Source organism: Streptomyces sp. AP-93 (genome assembly GCF_022808175.1).
GTDB lineage: Bacteria > Actinomycetota > Actinomycetes > Streptomycetales > Streptomycetaceae > Streptomyces.
In genome coordinates, this window is sequence record NZ_JALGBX010000007.1 from 269,954 (window position 1) to 291,586 (window position 21,633).

A 21,633-nucleotide genomic window follows, 5' to 3' on the forward strand; every position below is an offset into this window, starting at 1 on the left:
TGCGGGCGCGGGGAGATCTTTCGCAGTTATGACCCGGACTTCTGGGAGTCGGCGAGGTCCGGACCCTCGGCGCGGACCTGCTGGACCCGGTCCAGGGACTCGCGAAGGTCCGTCAGCCAGGTGTCGGTGTTGCGTCCGACCAGGCGGACGCACCAGGCCAGGGCGTCGGCGCGGCTGCGGGCGACGCCGCCCGCGACCAGGGTGTCGAGGACCTGGCGCTCGGGCTGGCGCAGGCGGGTCATGACCGGGACGGCGAGGTGGGTGAAGAGGGTCTGCTCCTCGCCCGACCGGGCGGCCCAGGACACCTTGCGGCGGTAGAGCTCCTCCGCCTCCCGGGCGACTTCCATCCGCTGTTCGCGGGTGCGCTCGCGGAAGGCGGCGACCGATTCGGTCTCGGGGATCGCGCCGACGACGGTGATCTCCTCCCGGTCGACCGTGACCGAGAGGAGCGAGGTGTAGACGTCCACCGGCAGGTGCTCGGCGAACCAGGTGCGGAGCTGTTCGTTCTGCGCGGATGTAATCATGTAATCAACGGTGCGTCCGGTGCTCCCTTGATCGCAAGGGGACCGGACCGGTGTTCGCTCTCAGCCCATCGAGCGGTAGCGGTGGATCAGGGAGACCGCCATGGCTCCCTCGCCCACGCCCGAGGCGACCCGTTTGACCGAGTGGGCCCGTACGTCCCCCGCCGCGAAGACGCCGGGAACGCTGGTCTCCAGCGGGTACGGGGCGCGCTCCAGGCTCCACTCCTCCGGGAGTTCGCCGCCGTTGGAGATCAGGTCCGAGCCGGTGAGGACGAAGCCGTACTCGTCCCGCTCGACGACCCCGGCCAGCCAGCTCGTGTGCGGGCGGGCGCCGATGAAGGTGAACATGAAGCGGGCCGGGATCTCCTTGTCCTCGCCGGTCTCGGAGTTGTGGAGGGTCAGGCGTTCGAGGTGGTCCTCGCCGTGCAGGCTGACGACCGTCGTGCGGACCCGCACCTCGATGTTGGGAGTGCGCTCGATCTCGTCGATCAGGTAGCGGGACATGCTGTCGTCGAGCGAGGCCGCGCGGACCAGGATGGTGACCCGGGCGGCGTACTTGGCGAAGTGCACGGCGGCCTGGCCGGCCGAGTTGGCGCCGCCCACGATGAACACGTGCTGCGAGATGCACGCCGAGCTCTCCGTGGTCGCCGCGCCGTAGTAGAGCCCGGCGCCCTCGAAGCGGTCGGCGCCGGGGGCGTCCAGGCGGTTGTACGAGACGCCGGTCGCCAGGAGCACCGTCTCGGCGCTGATCTCCGTACCGTCCGCCAGGGTCAGGATCTTCGCCGGGTCGTCACGGGTCAGCGAGGTCACCTCCACCGGGTGCAGGATCTCCGCTCCGAAGCGGGAGGCCTGGATGGTGGCCCGGCGGGTCAGGTCGCCGCCGGAGAGGCCCGAGGGGAAGCCGAGGTAGTTCTCGATCAGGCTGGAGGTGCCGGCCTGGCCGCCCGGGGCGCGGGAGTCCAGCATGAGCGTGGACAGGCCCTCGGAAGCCGAGTAGACCCCCGCCGCGAGGCCCGCCGGGCCCGCGCCGACGATGACGCACTCGTAGTGCGGGCGCGAGGCGGTGGTGGCCAGCCCCAGGCGCTGGGCGAGCTGCGTGTCCGTCGGCGCGGAGAGCACCGAGCCGTCGGGGAAGCGGACCAGGGGCAGCGCGGCGTCGGGCTGGGCGGCGGCGATCACGGTCAGCGCCTCGGGGTCCCGCTCGACGTTGAGGAAGCGGAAGGGCTGGCCGTTGCGGGTGAAGAAGTCCCGGACGGCGTGGGTGCCGGGGGAGACCAGGTGGCCCGCGACGATGATCCCGTCGTACGCCGGGCGGTAGGTGGCGAGCCAGTCGGAGAGCAGGTCGTCCAGGACCGGGAAGAGCCGCTCGTGCGGCGGGTCCCAGGGTTTGAGCAGGTAGTAGTCCAGGCGGACCCGGTTGATGGCGGTGATCGCCGCGTCCGTCTCGGCGTACGCGGTGAGGAGCACGCGGCGGGCGTCGGGGAAGCGGCTGACGGCCTCCAGCAGGAACTCGACGCCGGTGACGTCCGGCATCCGCTGGTCGACGAGGAAGAGCGCCGGGTCGTGGCCGCGCTCGTCGAGGGAGTCCAGGATCTTGAGGGCGTCGGCGGCCGAGGAGGCGCCGAGCACCCGGTAGCGGTCGCCGTAGGCGCTGCGCAGGTCGCGGCGGACGGCGCGCAGCACCTGCGGGTCGTCGTCCACGGCCAGGATGACGGGCTTGCGGTTCTCCGCGCGCGCCGCGGCCTCGGCGGTCGCGGCCGCCGTTGTGGCGGCGGCGCCGGGGGTTCCGGTGGTGCTGGTGGTGCTCGCGGCGGTGCCGCCGGCGGTGGTGCCGGTGGTGCTCGTGGGCGCCGTGGCGCTCTCCGGGGCGGCGCTCACGCCGGGTCCAGCATCAGCTTGTCGGTGTAGCACCAGGCCCAGTCCTCGCCGGGCTCGTGGGAGGCCGCGATCGGGTGCGCGGTGGTCCCGTAGTGCCTGGTGGCGTGACGGTTCTTCGAGGAATCGCAGCAGCCGACGTGCCCGCAGCTCAGGCACATCCGCAGGTGCACCCAGGTGTCACCGGAGACGAGGCACTCCTCGCAGCCCTCGGTGCCCGGTTTCACCGGACGTATCGACTCGATGTGGGTGCACAACAGGTCCATCGTCATCGTCCCCGTCCCTCTCCCGCGCTCTCGCGCTGTCGCGCTTCGCGCCCGTGATATGCGGCGCGCCCGAGATTCCGGCGCGTCCAGACCATAAGGCGGGGCCCCGGCGGGGGTTCAGGGATTCGGACGAAGTCAGGTAGTCCGGAAGCTACTTCATGACATCGCCGGACGACTTCCTGAGGTGCCCCCATGGCCTGGGCGACTACCTCACGAAGTCGCACACCAGCGCTTTGACGGGAACCCCGGGCGCGGCCAGTGTGGGGGACGCCAACGACAACAGGCGGCGCCTGGAGGAATCCGTGAGCAGAAAGATTCTGGTCATTGTCTCCGAACACGGTTACTGGGCCGAGGAACTGATCGGCCCCGTATCGCAGTTCGACGAGCAGGGCTATGAAGTCGTATTCGCCACGCCGACCGGAAAGCGTGCCCACGCTCTCCCGCCGAGCCTCGACGCGAACTACATCGATCCTCCGCTGGGACGCTCGGTCACCACCGAGGAGAACGCCCGGCTGGGCCGGGAGTTCGAGCAGTCGAGCCGGCTCGACTCCCCCCTCGACATCGAAGCGTGGGCCCCCGAGCGCCCGTACACGAGCGACTCGGCCTATCTGCCCAAGCTGGAGCAGTACCACCGCGATCTGGACAAGCTCCAGACCGACATCGCCGGTTTCGACGCGGTGCTCGTCGTGGGCGGCAGCGGTCCGATCGTCGACCTCGCCAACAACGAGCGCGTGCACGCCCTGATCCTCGCCTTCAAGAACGCGGGGAAGGTCGTCGCGGCCGAGTGCTACGGCGTCGCCTGCCTGGCCTTCGCCCGGGACTGGGGCGACCGCCGCAGCATCATCTGGGGCAAGCACGTGACCGGCCACTGCAAGGAGTACGACTACAAGGACGGCACCGGATTCCTCGGCACCGATTTCAACATGGGGCCGCCGCCGTATCCGCTGGAGTACATCCTCCGCGATGCGACCGGACCGCGCGGCGCGTACCACGGAAATTTCGGCCACCCCCTTTCGGTGATCGTCGACTTCCCCTTCGTGACCGGTCGTTCGACCCCCGACTCGTATCTCACGGGGCAGAAGATCGTGGAAGTCCTGGAGAACGGTCTCACCCGGTACGGCTGGTAATTCCGGTAACTCCGGAACGACGGTACGAAAAGGAGGGGGAGTTCGATGAGTTCTGGAGCCACTCCCGGACGGGAAAGGCTGATCGACCAGTTCAAGGCCGACGGCCTGAACGTCATGTTCGGAAATCCGGGGACGGTGGAACAGGGATTCCTCGACGCGGTCGACGCGGCGGAGGACTTCCACTACGTCCTCGCCCTCCAGGAGACCGTGGCCGCCGGCATCGCCGACGGCTACGCCCGGGCCACCGGCGGGGCGGCGCTGCTCCAGCTGCACTCCGGGGTGGGTCTGGGCAACGGCATCGGCATGCTCTACCAGTCGCTGCGCGGCCACACCCCGCTCGTCGTGGTCGCCGGCGACGCCGGGGTGCGCTACGACGCCATGGACGCGCAGATGGCGTCCGACCTGGTGGCGATGGCGAAGCCGGTGACGAAGTACGCGACCCGGGTCACCGACCGGCACTCCGTGCTGCGCACGATCCGCCGGGCGGTGAAGATCGCCCTGACCCCGCCGCGCGGCCCGGTGTTCGTGGCCCTGCCGATGGACGTGCTGGACGAGCTCAACTCCGAGCTCGTGCTGCCCGCCACGGTGCCCCTCACGGACGTGGCGCCTTCGGCCGCCTCGGTGGGGCGCGCGGCCGAGCTGCTGGCCTCCGCCGAGCGGCCGGTCGTCCTCGTCGGGGACGGGGTCGCGCTCTCCGGGGCGCAGCGCGAACTCGTCGCCGTCGCCGAGCTGCTCGGCGCCGACGTGTACGAGGTCGACTCCTCCGAGGTGAACATCGCGGCCTCGCACCCGCTGCGCCGCGGTCAGACGGGCCACATGTTCGGCCCGCACAGCAAGGAGCTGATCGGGGGCGCGGACGGGGTGCTGATCGTCGGCACCTACGTCTTCCCCGAGGTGTTCCCGGAGCTGGAGAGCCCCTTCCGGACCGGCGCGCGGGTCGTGCACATCGACCTGAACGCCTACGAGATCGCCAAGAACCACCCGGTGGACCTCGGGCTCGCCGCCGATCCCCGGCAGGCGCTGCGCGCACTGGCCGGCGTACTGGAGCACGTGCTCACCCCCGTGCAGCGGGCGGCGGCGGCCGGGCGGCTGGACGCGCGGACCCGGGAGCGGGTGCGGGCGGGCCAGGCCGAGCAGGAGGCCAAGGCCTCCGAAGAGGCAGCCGGTTCGCCGATGGCGGTCTTCCTGCGGACCCTGGCCGAGCGCACGGGCGGGGACCTGATCGTCTTCGACGAGGCGCTGACCACCTCCCCGCTGGTCACCCGGTACCTGCCGCCGGAGCGCCCGGGCGACTACCACCTCACCCGGGGCGGATCGCTGGGCGTGGGCTTCCCGGGCGCGGTCGGCGTCAAGCTGGCCCGGCCGGAGCGGCTCGTCGTCGGCTTCGCAGGCGACGGCGGCTCGATGTACACCTACCAGGCGCTGTGGACCGCGGCCCGGCACGGCATCGAGGCCAAGTTCGTGGTCTGCAACAACCGCAAGTACCGGCTGCTGGACGACAACATCGCCCAGTACTGGCGGGAGCGGGAGATTGCGCAGCACGGCTTCCCGGGGTCCTTCGACCTCTCGCACCCCGAGATCGACTTCGCCGCCCTGGCCCGGTCGCTGGGGGCGGGCGGGATGCGGGTGGAGAAGCCCGACGAGGCGATCGCCGCCGTGGGGCGGATGCTCGCCCACCCGGGGCCGTTCCTGGTCGACGTGCAGATCTGACGCACCGCGTACCGCGCACGCACGGGTCGTACGTACGGACAGACAGACAGACAGACAGACAGCAGCAGACAGGAGGAGACCGCATGCCCGCCGAGCGGCTGACCGAGGACGCGATCCGCGCCTTCGCCGAGAAGTGGTACGTGGCCCTGGACCAGCACGTCCAGCCGGACCAGGTGCTGGCCCTGATCACCGAGGACCTGGAGTTCAAGGTCCCGGAGGACACCTTCCTCGGCCACCAGGGCTTCGGCCGCTGGTACGAGGCGGTCACGAACCGCTTCTTCGACGAGGTGCACACGGTCACGAAGGTGGAGCCCGTCATCGGGGGCGACCGGGCGGTCGTCCGGGTCCTCGTGAACTGGCAGGCCAAGATCTGGGACCCGCCGTCCGCCCGCAGCGTGTGGCTGGGCTTCGACGCGGACCAGACCTGGACCGTGGTCGCCGGCCCCGACGGGCCGCTGATCCAGCAGTACACCGTCAACGAACTGGCGCCCATGCCCGGTTCCGCCTCCCTCTGAGCGGCGAAGGAGAAGCGACGATGACCGAAGTGACACGGGAGCGGGTCGAGGCGGCGTACCGCGCCCTCGGCTCCGGCGACCGGGCCAGGATCCTGGAGTACTACGCGGAGGACCTGCGCTGGCAGGTTCCCGGCAACCATCCGCTCGCCGGCTGGTACGAGAGCCTGGACGCCTTCCTGGAGCTGATGGCCCAGACCCACAAGCTCACGGGCGGCACCTTCCGCATGGACATCGAAGCGGTCCTCGTCGGCGAGGACTGCAGCGCGGACGTCTGCCGCAACGTCGCCGTGCGCGGCGGCGCCGACGAGTCGAGCCGCTCCCCGTACGAGCGGATGGACTACCCGGTCTTCCACTTCATGCGCTGGCAGGGCGGCCGGATCGTCGAGGGCCACGACGGTCTCTTCGGCGACACGGCCACCGCCTTCAGCCAGTTCTGGGCGCCCTTCGCCCCGGACGGAACCCGCAGGGACCAGTAGGGGGTTGACTTCTCCCTCTCCCTATCGGGAGGGGGTTCCCATCCTCGCGGGTGGGGGTTCCTGCTTCACCACGGATCGCCCGGACCGAGAGGAGGACTCCCGATGAGGTCTTACACCCGCTCCACAGGCAGCAGCCGCCAGCCCGGCGGCCAGGAGATTCACTGCTGCGTTTCCGTCCCGGTCGTGGGTCGTCCCGCAGGTGTCACACGTCCATTCACGGATATCCAGGGACATCGTGTCGGCGATGGACCCGCAGGCCGAGCACAGCTTGGAGCTGGGGAACCACCGGTCGACGGTGATCAGCTCGCGCCCGTACCAGCTCGACTTGTACTCCAGCATCGAGCGCAGCTCGCGCCAGCCCGCGTCGGCGATGGCACGGGCAAGGCTGTGGTTCCCCAGCATGTTGCGGACAGCCAGGTCTTCGACCACGAGCGTTTGGTTTTCACGCACGAGTCGAGTCGTCAGCTGATGCAGATGATCCCGGCGCCGGTCGGCGATCCGGGCATGGACCCTGGCCACCCGGATCCGGGCCTTGGACCGATTGCGGCTGCCCTTCTCCTTCCGCGACAGAGCGCGCTGCGCACGGGCGAGTTTCTCCCGGTCCCTTCGCTCGTGCTTCGGGTTGTCGATCTTCTCGCCGGTGGAGAGGGCGACCAGGGCCGTAAGCCCGACGTCGATGCCGACGGCGTTCGTGGTGGCCGGCATGGGGACAGGGGCGTCGTCACACAGCAGAGAGACGAACCAGCGGCCGGCGCTGTCACGGGACACGGTGACCGTCGAGGGCTGAACACCAGCCGGGATGGGACGGGACCACACGATGTCCAGCGGCTCGGACATCTTCGCGAGGGTGAGTTGCCCAGCGGTGTAGCGAAAGGCGCTGCGTGTGTACTCGGCGCTGGCGCGGGATTTCCGCTTCGACTTGAAGCGGGGGTACTGCACCCGCTTCCCCCAGAACCCGACAAAGGCTGCCTGCAGATGCCGCAGCGCCTGCTGGAGCGGAACCGAGGACACCTCGGCCAGGTAGGCGAGCTCCTCGGACTTCTTCCACATCGTGAGCATCGCCGAGGTCTGCGGGTAGTTCACTCGCTCCCCGCGAACCGACCACGCGTCGGCGCGGGCGGCAAGGGCGAGGTTGTAGACCCTTCGCACGCACCCGAAGGTCCGCGACAGTTCCACCGCCTGAGCGCCGGTCGGATGGAAGCGGTACTTGAACGCCCGCTTCACGGAGGAAGTCTCCATGCCCGGACGCTAGGGGTTGTCAAGGTCCGAAGACAAGCCCAGGTCACAGCGTCACGCAGCGGCACTCCAATGGCTGGTTGCTCCGGGCCGAGCATGCGTTTCCTTTCTCCGGTCAAAACCGGGGGTTTCCACATAGGGAGATTGGGATGAGTGCGATCGATTCACGAACGATCCTCACCAAGTACTACGAGTACGCCAACGCAGGTGACTGGGACAGCTGGTGCGACCTGTTCGCCGAGGACCAGGTCATGGACGAGCAGCTCGCCGGCCACATCGAGGGGCTGGAACTGCTCCGGTCGATGATGAAAGGCATGGGGACGATGTACCGGGTCTTCCGCAACGAGCCCGTGCACTTCCTCTTCGACGGTGAGAAGGCCGCGGCTGTCTCCCACCTGACCGCGGTCACCCCCTCCGGGGAGGAGATCGAGGCCGAGGTCATGAACTTCTTCCGGATCGTGGACGGAAAGATCGCCTACATGGCGAACTACCACGACACGGTTCCCTTCCAGGTGCTCGGCCAGGGCTGAGGGGGCGCGCGATGGCCGTGGATGAGTACGACTACATCGTCGTGGGATCCGGCACCGCCGGCAGCGTCCTCGCGAACCGCCTCTCCGAGGACCCGGACGTCAGCGTCCTGGTCCTGGAGGCGGGAGCGGGCCGCATCCCTCCCGAGGTGGACGATCCGTCCTCCTGGTACAAGCTGCTCGGCGGGCCCGTCGACTGGGGTTACACCAGCGTCCCGCAGCCCGGCCTGGACGGCCGCCGCACCTACGAACCGCGCGGCAAGGCCCCCGGCGGCAGCAGCAACCTCTACATCATGATGCACATCCGGGGCCACGCCTCGGACTTCGACAACTGGGCCTACCAGGGCGCGGCCGGCTGGGCGCACGAGGACGTACTGCCCTACTTCTCGCTGCTGGAGGGCCAGGAGGACGCCACCGCGCCGACCACCGGAACCCGCGGGCCGCAGCGGATCACCCACGCCGGACGGCACGGCCCCAACCCGGTCTCGCGCGCCTTCATCGACGCCGCCGTCGAGCTCGGCCACGAGGAGATCGCCGACTTCAACACCGACGGACCGCGGCGCGGCCTCTTCGGCACCGGCTGGCACCACATCGACGTGGCCGACGGCCGCCGCCAGGGCGTCCTCGCCGCCTACCTGGAGCCGGCCCTCGACCGCCCCAACCTGACCCTGCGCACCAGCGCGCAGAGCACCCGGCTGCTCTTCGACGGGGACACCTGCACGGGTGTGGAGTACGTCCAGCTCCAGGCCCCCGCCACGCTTTCGGACAGCGACGTCCCGGGGCGGACCGTGCGCGACGGTCACAGTGCGGCGTCCGAGCCCGGGCTGCACACCGTACGGGCCCGCCGGGAGGTGATCGTGGCCGCCGGGGCGATCGAATCGCCGAAGCTGCTGCTGCTCTCCGGGATCGGGCACCCCGAGCAGCTGCGCGAGCACGGCATCGGAGCCGTCGCGGCCGTGCCCGGTGTCGGCGAGAACTTCCACAACCACGTGCTGACCGGGCTGATGGCCGAGGTCACCCAGGAACTGCCGCCACCCGCACAGAACTTGTCGGAGAGCGCGCTGTTCCTCTCGTCCCGGCCCGGACTGCCGGCGCCGGACCTGCAGATCGCCTTCGTGCACGTGCCGTTCGACGTGATCGTCGGCCAGGACCACCCGAACACGGTGTCCATCCTGCCCGGTGTCGTCCGGCCCGTCTCGCGGGGCTGGATCAAGCTGGCGAGCGCCGATCCGCTGGCCCACCCGCTGATCAACCCGAACTACCTGGGCGACCGCTGGGACTTGGAGCGGATGGTCCAGGGCGTCAAGACCGCCCGGGAGCTCTTCGCGACCTCGGCCTTCTCGCCCTGGTACAAGCAGGAGCTCCAGCCCGGGCCCGGCTACGTGTCCGACGAGGACCTGCGGACCTTCGTGAAGCAGAAGTCGGAGAGCTATCACCACCAGGCCGGGTCCTGCCGCATGGGCATCGACGACCTCTCCGTCGTCGACCCGCAGCTGCGGGTGCACGGCGTACGGAACCTGCGCGTCGTCGACGCGAGCGTGATGCCCGCCGTCCCGTCGGGCAACTGCCACACCGCCATCGCGATGATCGCCGAGCGCGCGGCGGACTTCCTGAAGGGGGTGTCCCGTGCCTGACGTGGTCCTGCGCGAGGGAGCGCTGTCCGGGACCCGCATCGCGGTCCTGGTCGAGAGCGACTTCTACGAGCCCGAGATCTTCTACTACGGCCGCCGGTTCGCCGAGGAGGGCGCCGAGGTCGACTTCCTGACCCGGCTGTGGGGCAACGACTCCATCACCTTCTCCGGGCACGAGTACCGGGCGCCGTTCACCGCGACCCAGTCCCTGGAGGGGCTGAGCGACGAGGACCTGCGCCGCTACGCGGCGATCATCGTGCCCTCGGGCATGGTGGCCGACCGGCTGCGCTACACCGAGGACGTGGACGTCCTGGCCCCGGCGACGGAGCTGCTGCGCCGGGCCTTCGAGGAGCCGACGGTCCTCAAGGGGATCATCTGCCACGGCATGTGGCTGGCCGCCTCGATCCCGGACAAGGTGCGCGGCCGCAAGGTCGTCTGCCACAACAACCTCATCGGTGACGTCCGGAACATGGGCGGCGAGTACGTGGACGAGGACGTGGTGGTCGACGGCGACCTGGTCACCGGCCGCACCGGGGCCCACCACCATCTGTTCGCCCGCCGGATCATCGAGCTGATCGCCGCCGGGCGGGGTGGGCGGGCCCAGGGGGACCAGAGCCGTCGGGGCACCGGCTGATGGCCCCCATGGTCTGGTCGCACGTGGGCCTGAACTGCGCAGACCAGAAGACCACCGAGGACTTCTACACCCGGTACTTCGGCTTCACCCGGGCCCGGGTGGTCGACCTGGGAGATGCCCGGATCATCTTCCTCCGCCAGGGGGACGTGTATCTGGAGCTCTTCGCGGCGGGCACCGAGCAGGCCGACACGGCCCACCACGACGGGCCGGCGGCGGCGGGCCGGATGCGCCACCTGGCCTTCCAGACCGACAGCGTGGACGCCTTCCTGGCCATGCTCGGCGACGCGGCCGAAGTGACCCTGGGGCCACTGGACTTCGACGACTTCATCTGCGGGTGGCGGACCGTGTGGGTCCGCGATCCCGACGGGGTGATCGTCGAGGTCAGCCAGGGATTCGAGGACGAACACGGTCAACACGACAAGGACGGTGTATGACATGGCGGACGCCGTGAGCTTCTCCTTCTCCGACACGATCGCCGGCTACGTCGGCCGCTTCGACTCCGAGTCCCGGCTGCTGCGGCTGAAGACCTCGGACGGCCGCGAGTTCGACGTCTCCCTGGCCGGGGACCCCAGCGCCGAACTGGTCCGCAACCTGGACGAGCCGTACATCGACGCCTCCGGGCACATCGACGAGATGCTCTCGCCGGGACGGTTCCTCTACGTCTACGGGGTGTACTACCCCGAGCAGGGCGGCCGCTTCGAGGCCAAGCGCCTGGTGTTCCTGGGCCGCGGGGCCGAGGACTACCGCTTCGAGGAGCCCAGCTGGTGGATCAAGCAGATCGAATCGCTGGCCGACTTCTACAAGCGGGCGCAGTTCGGCGACGGGCCGGTGGACTTCACCGAGTACCGCACCGAGATCCGGCTCGGCGGCGACAAGACCGCCAGCCACGTCCAGGAGACCGACACGATCTCCCGCCTGGTCTACGGCATGGCCTCGGCCTACCTGCTGACCGGCAAGGACGAGTACCTCGAGGTCGCCGAGCGCGGCACCGAGTACCTGCGCAAGCACATGCGCGTCGTGGACAGCGAGGAGGACGTGGTCTTCTGGTACCACGGCATCAGCGTCGACGGGGACAGCGAACGCAAGCTGTTCACCTCGGAGTTCTCCGACGACTACGACGCGATCCCGATGTACGAGCAGATCTACGCGCTGGCCGGCCCGATCCAGACCTACCGGGTCACCGGCGACATCCGGATCAAGAACGACGCGGACGCCACCATCCGGCTGTTCGACAAGTTCTTCAAGGACCCGGAGCAGGGCGGCTACTACTCGCACATCGACCCGATCCTCTTCAGCGCCGACCACGAGTCCCTCGGGGAGAACGCGGAGCGCAAGAACTGGAACTCGGTCGGCGACCACGCGCCGGCGTACCTGATCAACCTGTACCTGGCGACCGGGGAGCAGCGCTACGCGGACTTCCTGGAGTACACCTTCGACACGATCGCGGACAAGTTCCCGGACTACAAGAACAGCCCCTTCGTCCAGGAGCGCTTCTTCCGCGACTGGTCCCACGACACCGCGCACAGCTGGCAGCAGAACCGCGCGGTCGTCGGCCACAACCTCAAGATCGCCTGGAACCTGATGCGGATGAACTCGCTGAAGGCCAAGCCGGCCTACGAGGAGCTCGCCCGCAAGATCGGCGAGATCATGCCGGCCGTCGGCAGCGACGTGCAGCGCGGCGGCTGGTACGACGTGGTCGAGCGCGTCAAGACGGGGGACGAGGAGACGTATCGTTTCGCCTGGCACGACCGCAAGGCCTGGTGGCAGCAGGAGCAGGCGATCCTCGCCTACCTCATCCTGAACGGCACCGTCGGCGGGACTAAGTTCCTGCGCGAGGCCCGGCAGGCGGAGGCCTTCTACAACACCTTCTTCCTCGACCACGACGAGGGAGCCGTCTACTTCAACGTCCTCGCGAGCGGGACCCCGTACCTGCTCGGGACCGAGCGGCTCAAGGGCAGCCACTCGATGTCCATGTACCACTCGGCGGAGCTCTGCTACCTGTCCGCCGTCTACAACAACCTGCTCATCAACGGCCGGGAGATGGACTTCCACTTCCAGCCCGACCCGACGAACCTGCCCGACCGCGTGCTGCGCGTCTCGCCCGACCTGCTCCCCGCCGGTTCGGTGCGGATCGCGTCCGTCGAGATCGACGAGAAGCCGTACACGGACTTCGACGCCGACGCACTCACCGTCCGGCTGCCCGACGTCCAGGGCCGGGTCAAGGTCAAGGTCCGGCTGCGCCCGACCGCCCAGTAGCGCTCAACGGGGGCGCCCCACTCAGAGGGGAAAGCAATGACCCTGAACGTGAAGGAACGCCGCAACAAGACGGGCACCGTGCTCGTCGCCACCGGCGAGATCAACAGTGAGACCTCCGGATCGCTGCTGCAGAGCCTGCTGCCGCTGGTCCGCGAGGGCCGGCCGCTGCGCATCGACTTGACGGCCGTCACCTACGTCTCCAGCGCCGGGCTGCGCACCCTGCTCGTCGTCTACCGCGAGGCCCAGCACGCCGGGGTCGCCGTCACCCTCTACGGGGTGAGCGAGGAAGTCCGGTTCGTCATGTCGGCCACCGGCTTCCTCGACTTCTTCTCCACCGGGGAAGCCGCCGCGGCGGCCTCCAAGGCGAAGGCCGCCCGATGAGCGAGCCGGCGTCCGAACAGGTGCTGCGCGTCGACGCGTACCCGACCCACGAGGTGGGCGGGTACCGCGTCCGCGCCGGCAAACCGTTCCCCTTCGGGGCCAACGTGGTCCCCGGCGGGGTCAGCTTCTCCGTCTTCTCCGACCAGGCCACCTCCATGACCCTGGTCATCTACAAGCGCGGAGAGCCCGAGCCGATGGCCGAGCTGGAGTTCCCCCAGGAATTCCGCACCGGCAGCGTCTTCGCCATGACGGTCTTCGGCCTCGACCACGAGAACATCGAGTACGGGTACCGGGCCGACGGACCCTACGACCCCGTCACCGGCCACCGCTTCGACGCCCGCCAGGTGCTCTCCGACCCGTACGCCCGGCTGATCGCCGGCCGCGACGTGTGGGGCGTGGAGCCGGACCGCAGCCGCGGCTACCAGTACCGCTCCCGCGTCTGCCTCCAGGACTTCGACTGGGGCGACGACACCCCGCTGGGCATCCCCGCCGAGGACCTCGTCGTGTACGAGACCCACGTGCGCGGCTTCACCCGGCACCCCTCCTCGCAGGTCACCGCCCCCGGCACCTTCGCGGGGCTGCGGGAGAAGATCCCGTACCTGAAGGAGCTCGGGATCAACTGCATCGAGCTGCTGCCGGTGTTCGAGTTCGACGAGAGCGACAACCCGCGCACCAACCCGGAGACGGGCGAGCAGCTCTTCGACTACTGGGGCTACAACACCGTCTCCTTCTTCGCCCCCAAGGCCGGCTACGCGGCCACCGGACGCTACGGCATGCAGGGCGACGAGTTCCGCACCCTGATCAGGGACCTGCACGCGGCCGGCATCGAGGTCATCCTCGACGTCGTCTTCAACCACACCGCCGAGGGCAACGAGCAGGGCCCCACCATCTCCTTCAAGGGGCTCGACAACGCCACGTACTACATGCTCACGCCCGAGGGGTACTACTTCAACTTCAGCGGCACCGGCAACACCGTCAACTGCAACCACCCCGTCGTGCGCAACTTCGTGCTCGACTGCCTGCGCCACTGGGTCGCCGACTACCACATCGACGGCTTCCGCTTCGACCTCGCGGCCATCCTCGGCCGCTCCCCGGACGGCACCCCGCTGCCCAACCCGCCGCTGCTGGAACTGCTCGCCTACGACCCGGTGCTGCGGCACACCAAGCTCATCGCCGAGGCCTGGGACGCCGGCGGCCTCTACGAGGTCGGCAACTTCCCGGCGTACGGTCGCTGGGCGGAGTGGAACGGCAAGTACCGCGACACCGTGCGCAGCTTCCTCAAGGGTGACCCCGGGGTCACCGGGGAGCTCGCGACCCGGCTCGCCGGCTCGCCCGACCTCTACTCCAGCCGCGGGACCTCGGCATCGGTCAACTTCCTGACCGCGCACGACGGTTTCAGCCTGGCCGACCTGGTCTCCTACAACGACAAGCACAACGAGGCCAACGGCGAGGGCAACAACGACGGCGGCAACGAAAACGCCAGCTGGAACTGCGGAGCCGAGGGACCGACCGACGATCCCGAGGTGGCCGCGCTGCGGCTGCGCCAGATGAAGAACGCCCTGGCCATCCTCCTCACCAGCCAGGGCATCCCGATGCTGCTGTCCGGCGACGAGGTGGCGCGCACCCAGCAGGGCAACAACAACACGTACTGCCAGGACAACGAACTGTCCTGGTTCGACTGGAGCCAGGTCGACGAGAACTCCGAACTGCTCCGCTTCACGCGGGAGATGATCGCCTTCCGCAAGCACCACCGCGAACTGCGCTCCACCTCCCACCCCACCGGTCAGCTCCGTGACAGCCTCGGGCTGCCCGACATCAGCTGGCACGGGGAGCGGGCCTGGCAGCCCGACTGGTCGCCGGAGAGCCGGCTGCTGGCGGTCGCCCGCTGCGGCACCGGTGACGACGACGTGGTGTACGCGGCCATGAACTCCCACTGGGAAGCGCACGACCTGGAACTGCCCGCCCTCCCGGGCGGCCGCAGCTGGCACCTGTTCGCGGACACCGGGGCCGAGGCCCCGCACGACATCCGCACCCCCGGCGCCGAACTCGAACTGGAGAACGCCGGCAAGTACCTGATCGGTCCGCGCTCGGTCGTGATCCTGGTCGGCCGCACGCCCGACGCCGAGCTCCAGCCCGCGCTCTAGCCCACGCTCCAGCCCACGCACCGAAGGAGACCTGACATGCCGCTTTCCGTGTCCCTGAGCATCGAGGGCGACACCACCGTGATCGAGCTGGAAGGCGAACTGGACGCCAAGACCGCGCCGGACTTCCACCAGACCATCGAGAAGGCCGCCGGCCACGGCACCAGCACCGTCGAGATCCGCATGGCCGGGGTCGGCTACATGGCCAGCGCCGGACTGCGCTCCCTGGTCTTCGCCCAGCAGAAGGTGGGGGAGCACGTCACCATCAAGGTGGTCGGCGCCATCGAGCCCGTGTCCCGGACCATCCGGACGGCCGGGCTCGACCGCAGCATCGTGCTCTGCGACGACTGAGTCCGATGGACGAGGCGGTCAAGACGGCGAGGATGTCCGCCGAGATGCACGTGCCCGCCACGCTCGGGGCATTGGATGACATCGCCGCGCTCGTCCTGCGGCTGGCCGGCCGGGCGGGCCTGGGCAAGGGCGCCTCGTACCGGATCCGGCTGGCCGTGGACGAGCTGGCCACCAACATCGTGATGCACGGGTACCGGGGCGGCGACGGACGGATCACCGTCCGGGGCCGCTCCGGGCCGGGCCGGGTGCAGATCTCCATAGAGGACCGCGCCCCGGCCTTCGACCCCGTCCAGGGGCGACTGCCGCCCGACCCGCAGACCGCTCCCGAGCGGCGCCGGATCGGCGGACTCGGCATCCACCTCGCACTGACCAGCGTGGACGAGTTCGACTACGTACGCAGGGACGGCCGCAACATCAGCACGCTGACTGTGATGGCTGAGGGGACGGACCCATGCCCTCCACGACCGTGATCATCCTCGACGAGTACCCGCCACCGCCCCTCGAACTCCTCGGAGCACTGGGGGAGATGGGCGCGGAACTCGTCCCGCGCACGCTGGCCGACCTGCTGGCCGGCCCACTGGAGGAGCTGCCCGAAGCGGACGTACTGCTCGCCCCGGCCCAGGCCGACGGGGAGTCCGTACGGGCCGTCGTCCGCAGACTGCGCCGCTGGGGCGGCGCCCCCATCGTGGTCGTCTGGACCGTGACGGAGTTCGCCGCCCTGGAGGAACACGTCCGGATCGGCCACGACTACCTCGTACCCCCCTTCCTGCCCGCCCTCGTCGGGGCCCGGCTGCACAGCTGCGCGGAGCGCGCCGGACTCGGCCGCACCCTGCGCGAAGCCGACGCCCGCGCCGAACTGATGGGCTACGAGAAGGAGTTGGAGATCGGCCGCGAGATCCAGGCCGGTTTCCTGCCGGAATCACTGCCGGTCCCCGAGGGCTGGGAGATCGACGTGTGCTTCCGGCCCGCCCGGCAGGTCGCCGGGGACTTCTACGACGTCTTCGAGCTGTCCCGCGGCCGGCGCCTGGCCTTCGTCGTCGCCGACGTCTGCGACAAGGGGGTCGGAGCCGCGCTCTTCATGGCGCTCATCCGGTCCCTGCTGCGGCACACCGCCGAGAACAGCGGCCTCCAGCACCTGGTGGCCGCCGGCCGCACCGGCAACAGCCGGCGCATTCCCGTCGTGGGCGCCACGCCGCTGCTCAACGCGGTCACCGCCACCAACGGCTACCTGACCCGCAACCACCTGCGGCAGGGCTACTTCGCCACCCTCTTCTTCGGGGTGCTCGACCCGCTCACCGGATCCCTCGTCTACATCAACGGCGGCCACAACCCGCCGCTGCTGCTGGACGCGGAAGGCGGCGAGCCGCGCACGCTGGAGGTCACCGGCCCCGCCGTCGGGGTGCTCCCGGACTGTGTGTACACGCTCGGCTACGCCCAGTTGAACCCGGGTGACACGCTCTTCGTGTTCACCGACGGAGTGCCCGAGGCGCGCTGCCCCAGCGGCAGCTTCCTCGGCGACGAGCGGATGCTGGAGCTGCTGTCCGGCCCCCCGGTCAGCGGCAGGGAGGTGGTCGACCGGATGGACACGGCCGTACGCGAACACACCGGAACAGCCGAACAGCACGACGACGTCACCATGCTGGCCCTGCACCGGCCACGTGCGGCGCGGGGGCCGCACGCGGGCGGCGCCGATTGCCAGGTCGTGGCCTGATGACCCGGACCATCGTGGTGCACTCGTACCGCGGCGGTACCGGAAAGTCCTCGGTACTGGCGAACCTGGCCCTGCTCCTCGCGGGCGAGGGGCGCCGGGTGGGGGTGATCGACACGGACATCCAGTCGCCCACCCTGGACCTGCTCTTCCGGCTCGGCCCCGGCCCCTCGCTCGCCGACTACCTGCTCGGCCGGTGCGAGATCGAGGCCGCCGCCCAGGAGGTCGCCACCGGCCGCGGCAGCGGGATCCTGTACGTCGTGCCGGCGCGGACCGGGACGGCGGCCCTGCGGGAACTCATGACCACCGGCTACGACGTGGGGCTGCTGCCCGAGGGCTTCGACCGGCTGGCCGTGCACCACGCCCTGGACGTCCTGCTGCTCGACACCCATGCCGGGCTCAACAACGAGTCGGTCACCGCGATGGCGAGCGCCGACGTACTCCTGATCATGGCCAGGGCCGACCGGATCGACCTCCTCGGCGTCGAGGAGACCATCGCCCTGACCGGCCGGCTCGCCTGCCGGCGGACCCTGGTGATGAGCATGGCGCCCGAGGGTATCGACCGGGAGGCCGCCCGGCGGCGGGCCGAGGAGGTCTACCGCACCCCCCTGGCCGGAATCCTTCCCTATGTTCCGGAAATGGCTGCGCTCTACGGGGAACGCATATTCTCCGAAGCCCATCCCGACCACCCCCTCGTCGGTGAATTCCGCACCATCATCTCGGCGTTGGACGCACGTGACGAAGTATCGCGTGCCTGACGTCTCCCCCTTACGCCCCTAGCGGGGGGCGTGTTGAATCGGCAGCGAATCCAGACAGACCAAGGAGAAGAGTCATGAAGATTCTCGTCGTCATGACGGCCAAGGCCACGCTTCATCTGCTGGACGGGGAACAACACCCCTCGGGTTTCTGGGCCGAGGAATTCGCCGTTCCCTACACCCTCTTCAAGAACGCGGGCCACACCGTGGACGTGGCGACGATCGGGGGCCGGACCCCGACGGTCGACCAGACCAGCATCGACCCCCAGTTCCTCCAGTGGGTCCGCCCCCAGGGCTCCGCGGACACGGACGCCGCCAGCGCCCTGGAGCACAGCCGGGTCATAGAGAACACCCCGCAGCTGAGAAACCCGATCGCCCTGGAGACCCTCGGCGAGAAGGACGTCGCCGGCTACGACGGCATCTACATCAGCGGCGGCCACGGGGCCATCGGCGACCTGCCCAAGTCCGACGAGCTCGCGCAGATCCTGCGCTGGGCCATCGCCCAGGACAAGCCCCTGGCCACCGTCTGCCACGGGCACACCGCCCTGCTGGCCCTGCGCGACGGCGAGGGCCAGTGGCCCTTCGCGGGTTACCGGATGACCGCCTTCTCGCACAGCGAGGAGCTCGTCACCAACATGGCCGGCCGCCTCCCGCTGATCCTGGAGGCCGAACTCACCCGGCTCGGTGCCCGCTACGAGAAGGCCGACGCGATCTGGGACTCGCACGTGGTGGTGGACCGCAAGCTCACGACCGGCCAGAACCCCTACTCCTCCAAGGCCCTCGCGGAGACGTTCTTACGTCAGCTCGCGCAGGGCTAGTCGAAGCCCTGCCCCCTCGCACCCGAAACCGGAAGGCAGCCACAGCCATGACCAAGCGCGCGCTCAGCGACCAGCCCTTGGCCAACCCCGGGAAACTGTTCATCGGCGGCACCTGGGTCCCCGCCCGGGACGGCCGTACCGAACCGGACATCAGCCCCGTGGACGGCCAGGAGATCGTGCCGGTGGCCCAGGCGGCCGCCGCCGACGCGGACGCGGCCGTGGCCGCCGCCCGTACGGCGTACGAGGAAGGTCCCTGGAGCAGACTGTCCGCCCAGGAGCGCGCGCTGCGACTGAACCGGGTCGGGGAGCTCATCGAGCGCGACCTGGAGGAGATCGCCCTGCTGGAGACGGTGGACATGGGCAAGCCCTTCGCCTTCTCCTCCACGGTCGACGCACCCATGGCCGCCCAGCTCATGCACTACTACGCCGGCGCCGTGACCCGGGTGGACGGCTCCTCACGGGCCCCGGCCGGCGGGCAGCTCGCGTACACCCTGCGCGAACCGCTGGGCGTGGTCTGCGCCATCACCCCGTTCAACTTCCCGCTGCTCCTGTCGATGACGAAGATCGCCCCGGCCCTCGCGGCCGGCAACACGGTGGTCCACAAGCCCTCGCCGGCCACCCCGCTCACCGCCCTGAAGATCGCCGAGCTGTTCCAGGAGGCGGAGATCCCGGACGGCGTGCTGAACGTCATCACCGGTCCGGGCGTGGAACTGGGGGAGACCCTCACCGGCCACCCCGGCATCGACAAGATCGCCTTCACCGGCTCCACCTCGGTCGGCCAGTCGATCATCCGCAAGGCGGCCGGCACCCTGAAGAAGGTCACGATGGAGCTCGGCGGCAAGTCCGCCAACATCGTCTTCGCCGACGCCGACCTCGACGCCGCCGAGGAACTCGCCTTCTTCGGCATCTACTACAACAAGGGCGAGATCTGCACCGCCGGCTCCCGGCTGCTGCTGCACCGCCCGATCCACGACGAGATGGTCGAACGGCTCGTGGCCCGCGCGGCAGCCCTGCTGCCCGGCGACCCGCGCGACCCGGCCACCCTCTTCGGGCCGCTCGCCCACCGCGGCCAGTTCGACAAGGTCAGGTCGTACATCGAGGTCGGCGAGAAGGAAGGCGCCGTCCTGCGCACCGGCGGCACTGGCTGGACCCCCGAAGGGGCCTCGTCCGAAGGCCTGTACTTCCTGCCGACCATCTTCACCGGCGTCGACAACGGCATGCGGATCGCCCAGGAGGAGATCTTCGGACCCGTCCTGTCGATCATCCCCTTCGACACCGAGGAGGACGCCGTACGCATCGCCAACGACAGCGCGTACGGCCTCGCCGCCGGCGTCCACACCAAGGACCTGCGGCGCGCCCACCGGGTCGCCTCGCAGATCAAGGCCGGCACGGTCTGGGTCAATTGCTACAACCAGTACGACCCCGCCGTGCCCTACGGCGGCTACAAGGCCTCCGGCTACGGGCGCGAGTGCGGCCCCGAGTCCCTGGAGAGCTACACCCAGACCAAGTCGGTCTGGATCGGAATGGACTGACGTCCCCGCTCGCACTGAGACCACCTGAGGAGCCCCCATGCGGATCGGCATCATCGGCACAGGCCGGATCGGATCGACCCTGGCCAGGATCCTCGTGGCGGCGGACCACCAGGTCGTGCTCGCCAACGCCCGGGGCCCGCGGAGCCTCGCGGCCCTGCTGACCGAACTGGGCCCCGCGGCCTCGGCGGCGCACCCCGCCGAGGCCGCGGCCCGGTCCGAAGTCCTCGTCCTGATGGTGCCGTTCGACGGCGTCCAGGGACTGCTGGCGCAGGACGCCGTACGGGACACCGTGCTGGTGGACGCCACCAACGCGTTCAACGGCCCCGGCAACGCCCGCGATCTCGGCGGCCGGGGCTCCAGCGAACTCGTCGCCGAATGGTATCCGGGGACCCGGATCGTCAAATCCCTGAACACCATGCATTTCGAGACGCTCGCCGTCGCCGGAACCGCTTCCGGGCCGCGTCTGGCCCATTTCACGGCGGGCGACGACGGGAAAGCCAAAGAAATAGTCGCGGGAATCATCACGGATCTCGGATTCGCTCCCGTGGACACCGGTCCGCTGCACTCCGGAGGAATTCTCCAGCAGCCCGGCGGACCCCTCTTCAACCGGCCGCTCACGGAAGCGCAGGCGCTGGCATGGACCTCTCACTGAACGTCAACGGAAGACCCGAGCAGTTCGCGGCGCAGCCGAACGAACTGCTCGTGGAACGGCTCCGCGACGGCCTCGGACTGACCGGTACCAAGGTCGGCTGCGACACCGGACAGTGCGGAACCTGCGTCGTCCAGCTCGACGGCCGCTCCGTCAAGAGCTGCCTGATCCTCACCGCGGCAGCCGCCGGCTCCGCGGTGACCACCATCGAGGGGGTCACCACCCCCGGCGGTGAACTCAGCGTCCTCCAGGAGGCCTTGCGCCAGGAACACGGCACCCAGTGCGGCTTCTGCACCCCCGGGATGGTCATGGCCCTGGGCGAACTGGTCGACTCTGTGCTCAACAACGAGGCCGCTGACCGCGAGGCACCCACCGAGCCCGAGATCCGCGAATGGCTCACCGGCAACCTGTGCCGCTGCACGGGCTACCACAGCGTCGTACGGGGAGTGCAGCGCGCCTGCTCCGCGGCCCGCGCGCAGGTGCCCGTGGAGCAGGCCGCCGCCGCGTCCGGACAGGAGGGGTGA

Annotated in this window: 23 protein-coding genes; 19 read left to right on the plus strand and 4 right to left on the minus strand. The window is 69.7% G+C overall.

The genetic code is table 11. The annotated features are described in order from the left end of the window. Positions 1-26: 26 nt before the first annotated feature. The 3 genes from MTF69_RS14665 to MTF69_RS14675 form a co-directional block, all read right to left on the minus strand. The gene (locus MTF69_RS14665; RefSeq protein ID WP_243334374.1) at positions 27-524 is read right to left on the minus strand and encodes a hypothetical protein; all 498 of its coding nucleotides are present in this window, start codon (positions 522-524) and stop codon (positions 27-29) included. Between the two features lie 60 nt (positions 525-584). Next, positions 585-2,228, minus strand: a complete 1,644-nt coding sequence (locus MTF69_RS14670; RefSeq protein WP_243334551.1) for an FAD-dependent oxidoreductase — start codon at positions 2,226-2,228, stop codon at positions 585-587. 167 nt (positions 2,229-2,395) lie between these two features. After that, positions 2,396-2,668: a UBP-type zinc finger domain-containing protein gene (locus tag MTF69_RS14675; RefSeq protein WP_243334383.1), complete on the minus strand. Its 273-nt coding sequence runs from the start codon at positions 2,666-2,668 to the stop codon at positions 2,396-2,398. 296 nt (positions 2,669-2,964) lie between these two features. On the opposite strand from MTF69_RS14675, the gene MTF69_RS14680 reads away from it, so the two are divergent. The 4 genes from MTF69_RS14680 (at position 2,965) to MTF69_RS14695 (ending at position 6,490) form a co-directional block, all read left to right on the plus strand. Then, positions 2,965-3,789, plus strand: a complete 825-nt coding sequence (locus tag MTF69_RS14680) for a type 1 glutamine amidotransferase domain-containing protein (RefSeq protein ID WP_243334385.1) — start codon at positions 2,965-2,967, stop codon at positions 3,787-3,789. A 45-nt stretch (positions 3,790-3,834) separates the two neighbouring features. Next, on the plus strand, positions 3,835-5,499 hold the full coding sequence (locus tag MTF69_RS14685; RefSeq protein ID WP_243334388.1) for a thiamine pyrophosphate-binding protein: 1,665 nt from the start codon (positions 3,835-3,837) through the stop codon (positions 5,497-5,499). A gap of 83 nt (positions 5,500-5,582) precedes the next feature. Continuing rightward, positions 5,583-6,014 (plus strand): nuclear transport factor 2 family protein, encoded by a 432-nt coding sequence (locus tag MTF69_RS14690; RefSeq protein ID WP_243334389.1) that lies wholly within the window; start codon positions 5,583-5,585, stop codon positions 6,012-6,014. Positions 6,015-6,034: 20 nt separating this feature from the next. Then, positions 6,035-6,490 carry a nuclear transport factor 2 family protein gene (locus tag MTF69_RS14695; protein WP_243334390.1) on the plus strand — a complete coding sequence of 152 codons (456 nt, stop codon included), beginning with the start codon at positions 6,035-6,037 and terminating at the stop codon, positions 6,488-6,490. Between the two features lie 21 nt (positions 6,491-6,511). Here MTF69_RS14695 and MTF69_RS14700 read toward each other — a convergent pair whose 3' ends face one another. Continuing rightward, positions 6,512-7,729 (minus strand): transposase, encoded by a 1,218-nt coding sequence (locus MTF69_RS14700; protein ID WP_243334392.1) that lies wholly within the window; start codon positions 7,727-7,729, stop codon positions 6,512-6,514. Between the two features lie 146 nt (positions 7,730-7,875). Between MTF69_RS14700 and MTF69_RS14705 the strand changes: the two genes are divergently transcribed. From MTF69_RS14705 to MTF69_RS14775, 15 genes are all read left to right on the plus strand, one after another. After that, positions 7,876-8,256, plus strand: a complete 381-nt coding sequence (locus tag MTF69_RS14705; RefSeq protein ID WP_243334395.1) for a nuclear transport factor 2 family protein — start codon at positions 7,876-7,878, stop codon at positions 8,254-8,256. 11 nt (positions 8,257-8,267) lie between these two features. Further along, positions 8,268-9,887, plus strand: a complete 1,620-nt coding sequence (locus MTF69_RS14710) for a GMC family oxidoreductase (protein WP_243334396.1) — start codon at positions 8,268-8,270, stop codon at positions 9,885-9,887. Further along, on the plus strand, positions 9,880-10,518 hold the full coding sequence (locus MTF69_RS14715; protein WP_243334398.1) for a DJ-1/PfpI family protein: 639 nt from the start codon (positions 9,880-9,882) through the stop codon (positions 10,516-10,518). The genes MTF69_RS14710 and MTF69_RS14715 overlap by 8 nt, the downstream gene beginning before the upstream one ends. After that, on the plus strand, positions 10,518-10,952 hold the full coding sequence (locus MTF69_RS14720) for a VOC family protein (protein WP_243334400.1): 435 nt from the start codon (positions 10,518-10,520) through the stop codon (positions 10,950-10,952). Before MTF69_RS14715 ends, MTF69_RS14720 begins: the two co-directional genes overlap by 1 nt. A gap of 1 nt (position 10,953) precedes the next feature. Further along, on the plus strand, positions 10,954-12,774 hold the full coding sequence (locus tag MTF69_RS14725; RefSeq protein WP_243334403.1) for an AGE family epimerase/isomerase: 1,821 nt from the start codon (positions 10,954-10,956) through the stop codon (positions 12,772-12,774). A 36-nt stretch (positions 12,775-12,810) separates the two neighbouring features. Then, positions 12,811-13,155 carry an STAS domain-containing protein gene (locus MTF69_RS14730; protein ID WP_243334405.1) on the plus strand — a complete coding sequence of 115 codons (345 nt, stop codon included), beginning with the start codon at positions 12,811-12,813 and terminating at the stop codon, positions 13,153-13,155. Beyond that, positions 13,152-15,299: a glycogen debranching protein GlgX gene (glgX, locus tag MTF69_RS14735; RefSeq protein WP_243334407.1), complete on the plus strand. Its 2,148-nt coding sequence runs from the start codon at positions 13,152-13,154 to the stop codon at positions 15,297-15,299. Before MTF69_RS14730 ends, glgX begins: the two co-directional genes overlap by 4 nt. A 36-nt stretch (positions 15,300-15,335) precedes the next feature. Beyond that, on the plus strand, positions 15,336-15,647 hold the full coding sequence (locus tag MTF69_RS14740) for an STAS domain-containing protein (RefSeq protein WP_243334408.1): 312 nt from the start codon (positions 15,336-15,338) through the stop codon (positions 15,645-15,647). 5 nt (positions 15,648-15,652) lie between these two features. Next, complete coding sequence (locus MTF69_RS14745; RefSeq protein ID WP_243334410.1) at positions 15,653-16,117, plus strand: anti-sigma regulatory factor; 465 nt, start codon at positions 15,653-15,655, stop codon at positions 16,115-16,117. Beyond that, positions 16,099-17,358 carry a PP2C family protein-serine/threonine phosphatase gene (locus MTF69_RS14750; RefSeq protein WP_243334412.1) on the plus strand — a complete coding sequence of 420 codons (1,260 nt, stop codon included), beginning with the start codon at positions 16,099-16,101 and terminating at the stop codon, positions 17,356-17,358. The genes MTF69_RS14745 and MTF69_RS14750 overlap by 19 nt, the downstream gene beginning before the upstream one ends. After that, a complete protein-coding gene (locus tag MTF69_RS14755) occupies positions 17,358-18,113 on the plus strand; it encodes a MinD/ParA family protein (RefSeq protein ID WP_243334413.1) in 756 nt (251 codons plus the stop codon). The genes MTF69_RS14750 and MTF69_RS14755 overlap by 1 nt, the downstream gene beginning before the upstream one ends. Before the next feature lie 74 nt (positions 18,114-18,187). Beyond that, positions 18,188-18,928, plus strand: coding sequence for a type 1 glutamine amidotransferase domain-containing protein (locus tag MTF69_RS14760; RefSeq protein WP_243334415.1), 741 nt, complete (start codon positions 18,188-18,190; stop codon positions 18,926-18,928). A gap of 47 nt (positions 18,929-18,975) precedes the next feature. After that, a complete protein-coding gene (locus MTF69_RS14765) occupies positions 18,976-20,460 on the plus strand; it encodes an aldehyde dehydrogenase (RefSeq protein WP_243334418.1) in 1,485 nt (494 codons plus the stop codon). Positions 20,461-20,497: 37 nt separating this feature from the next. Beyond that, the gene (locus MTF69_RS14770) at positions 20,498-21,112 is read left to right on the plus strand and encodes an NADPH-dependent F420 reductase (RefSeq protein WP_243334420.1); all 615 of its coding nucleotides are present in this window, start codon (positions 20,498-20,500) and stop codon (positions 21,110-21,112) included. Then, positions 21,097-21,633: a (2Fe-2S)-binding protein gene (locus MTF69_RS14775; protein WP_243334421.1), complete on the plus strand. Its 537-nt coding sequence runs from the start codon at positions 21,097-21,099 to the stop codon at positions 21,631-21,633. Before MTF69_RS14770 ends, MTF69_RS14775 begins: the two co-directional genes overlap by 16 nt.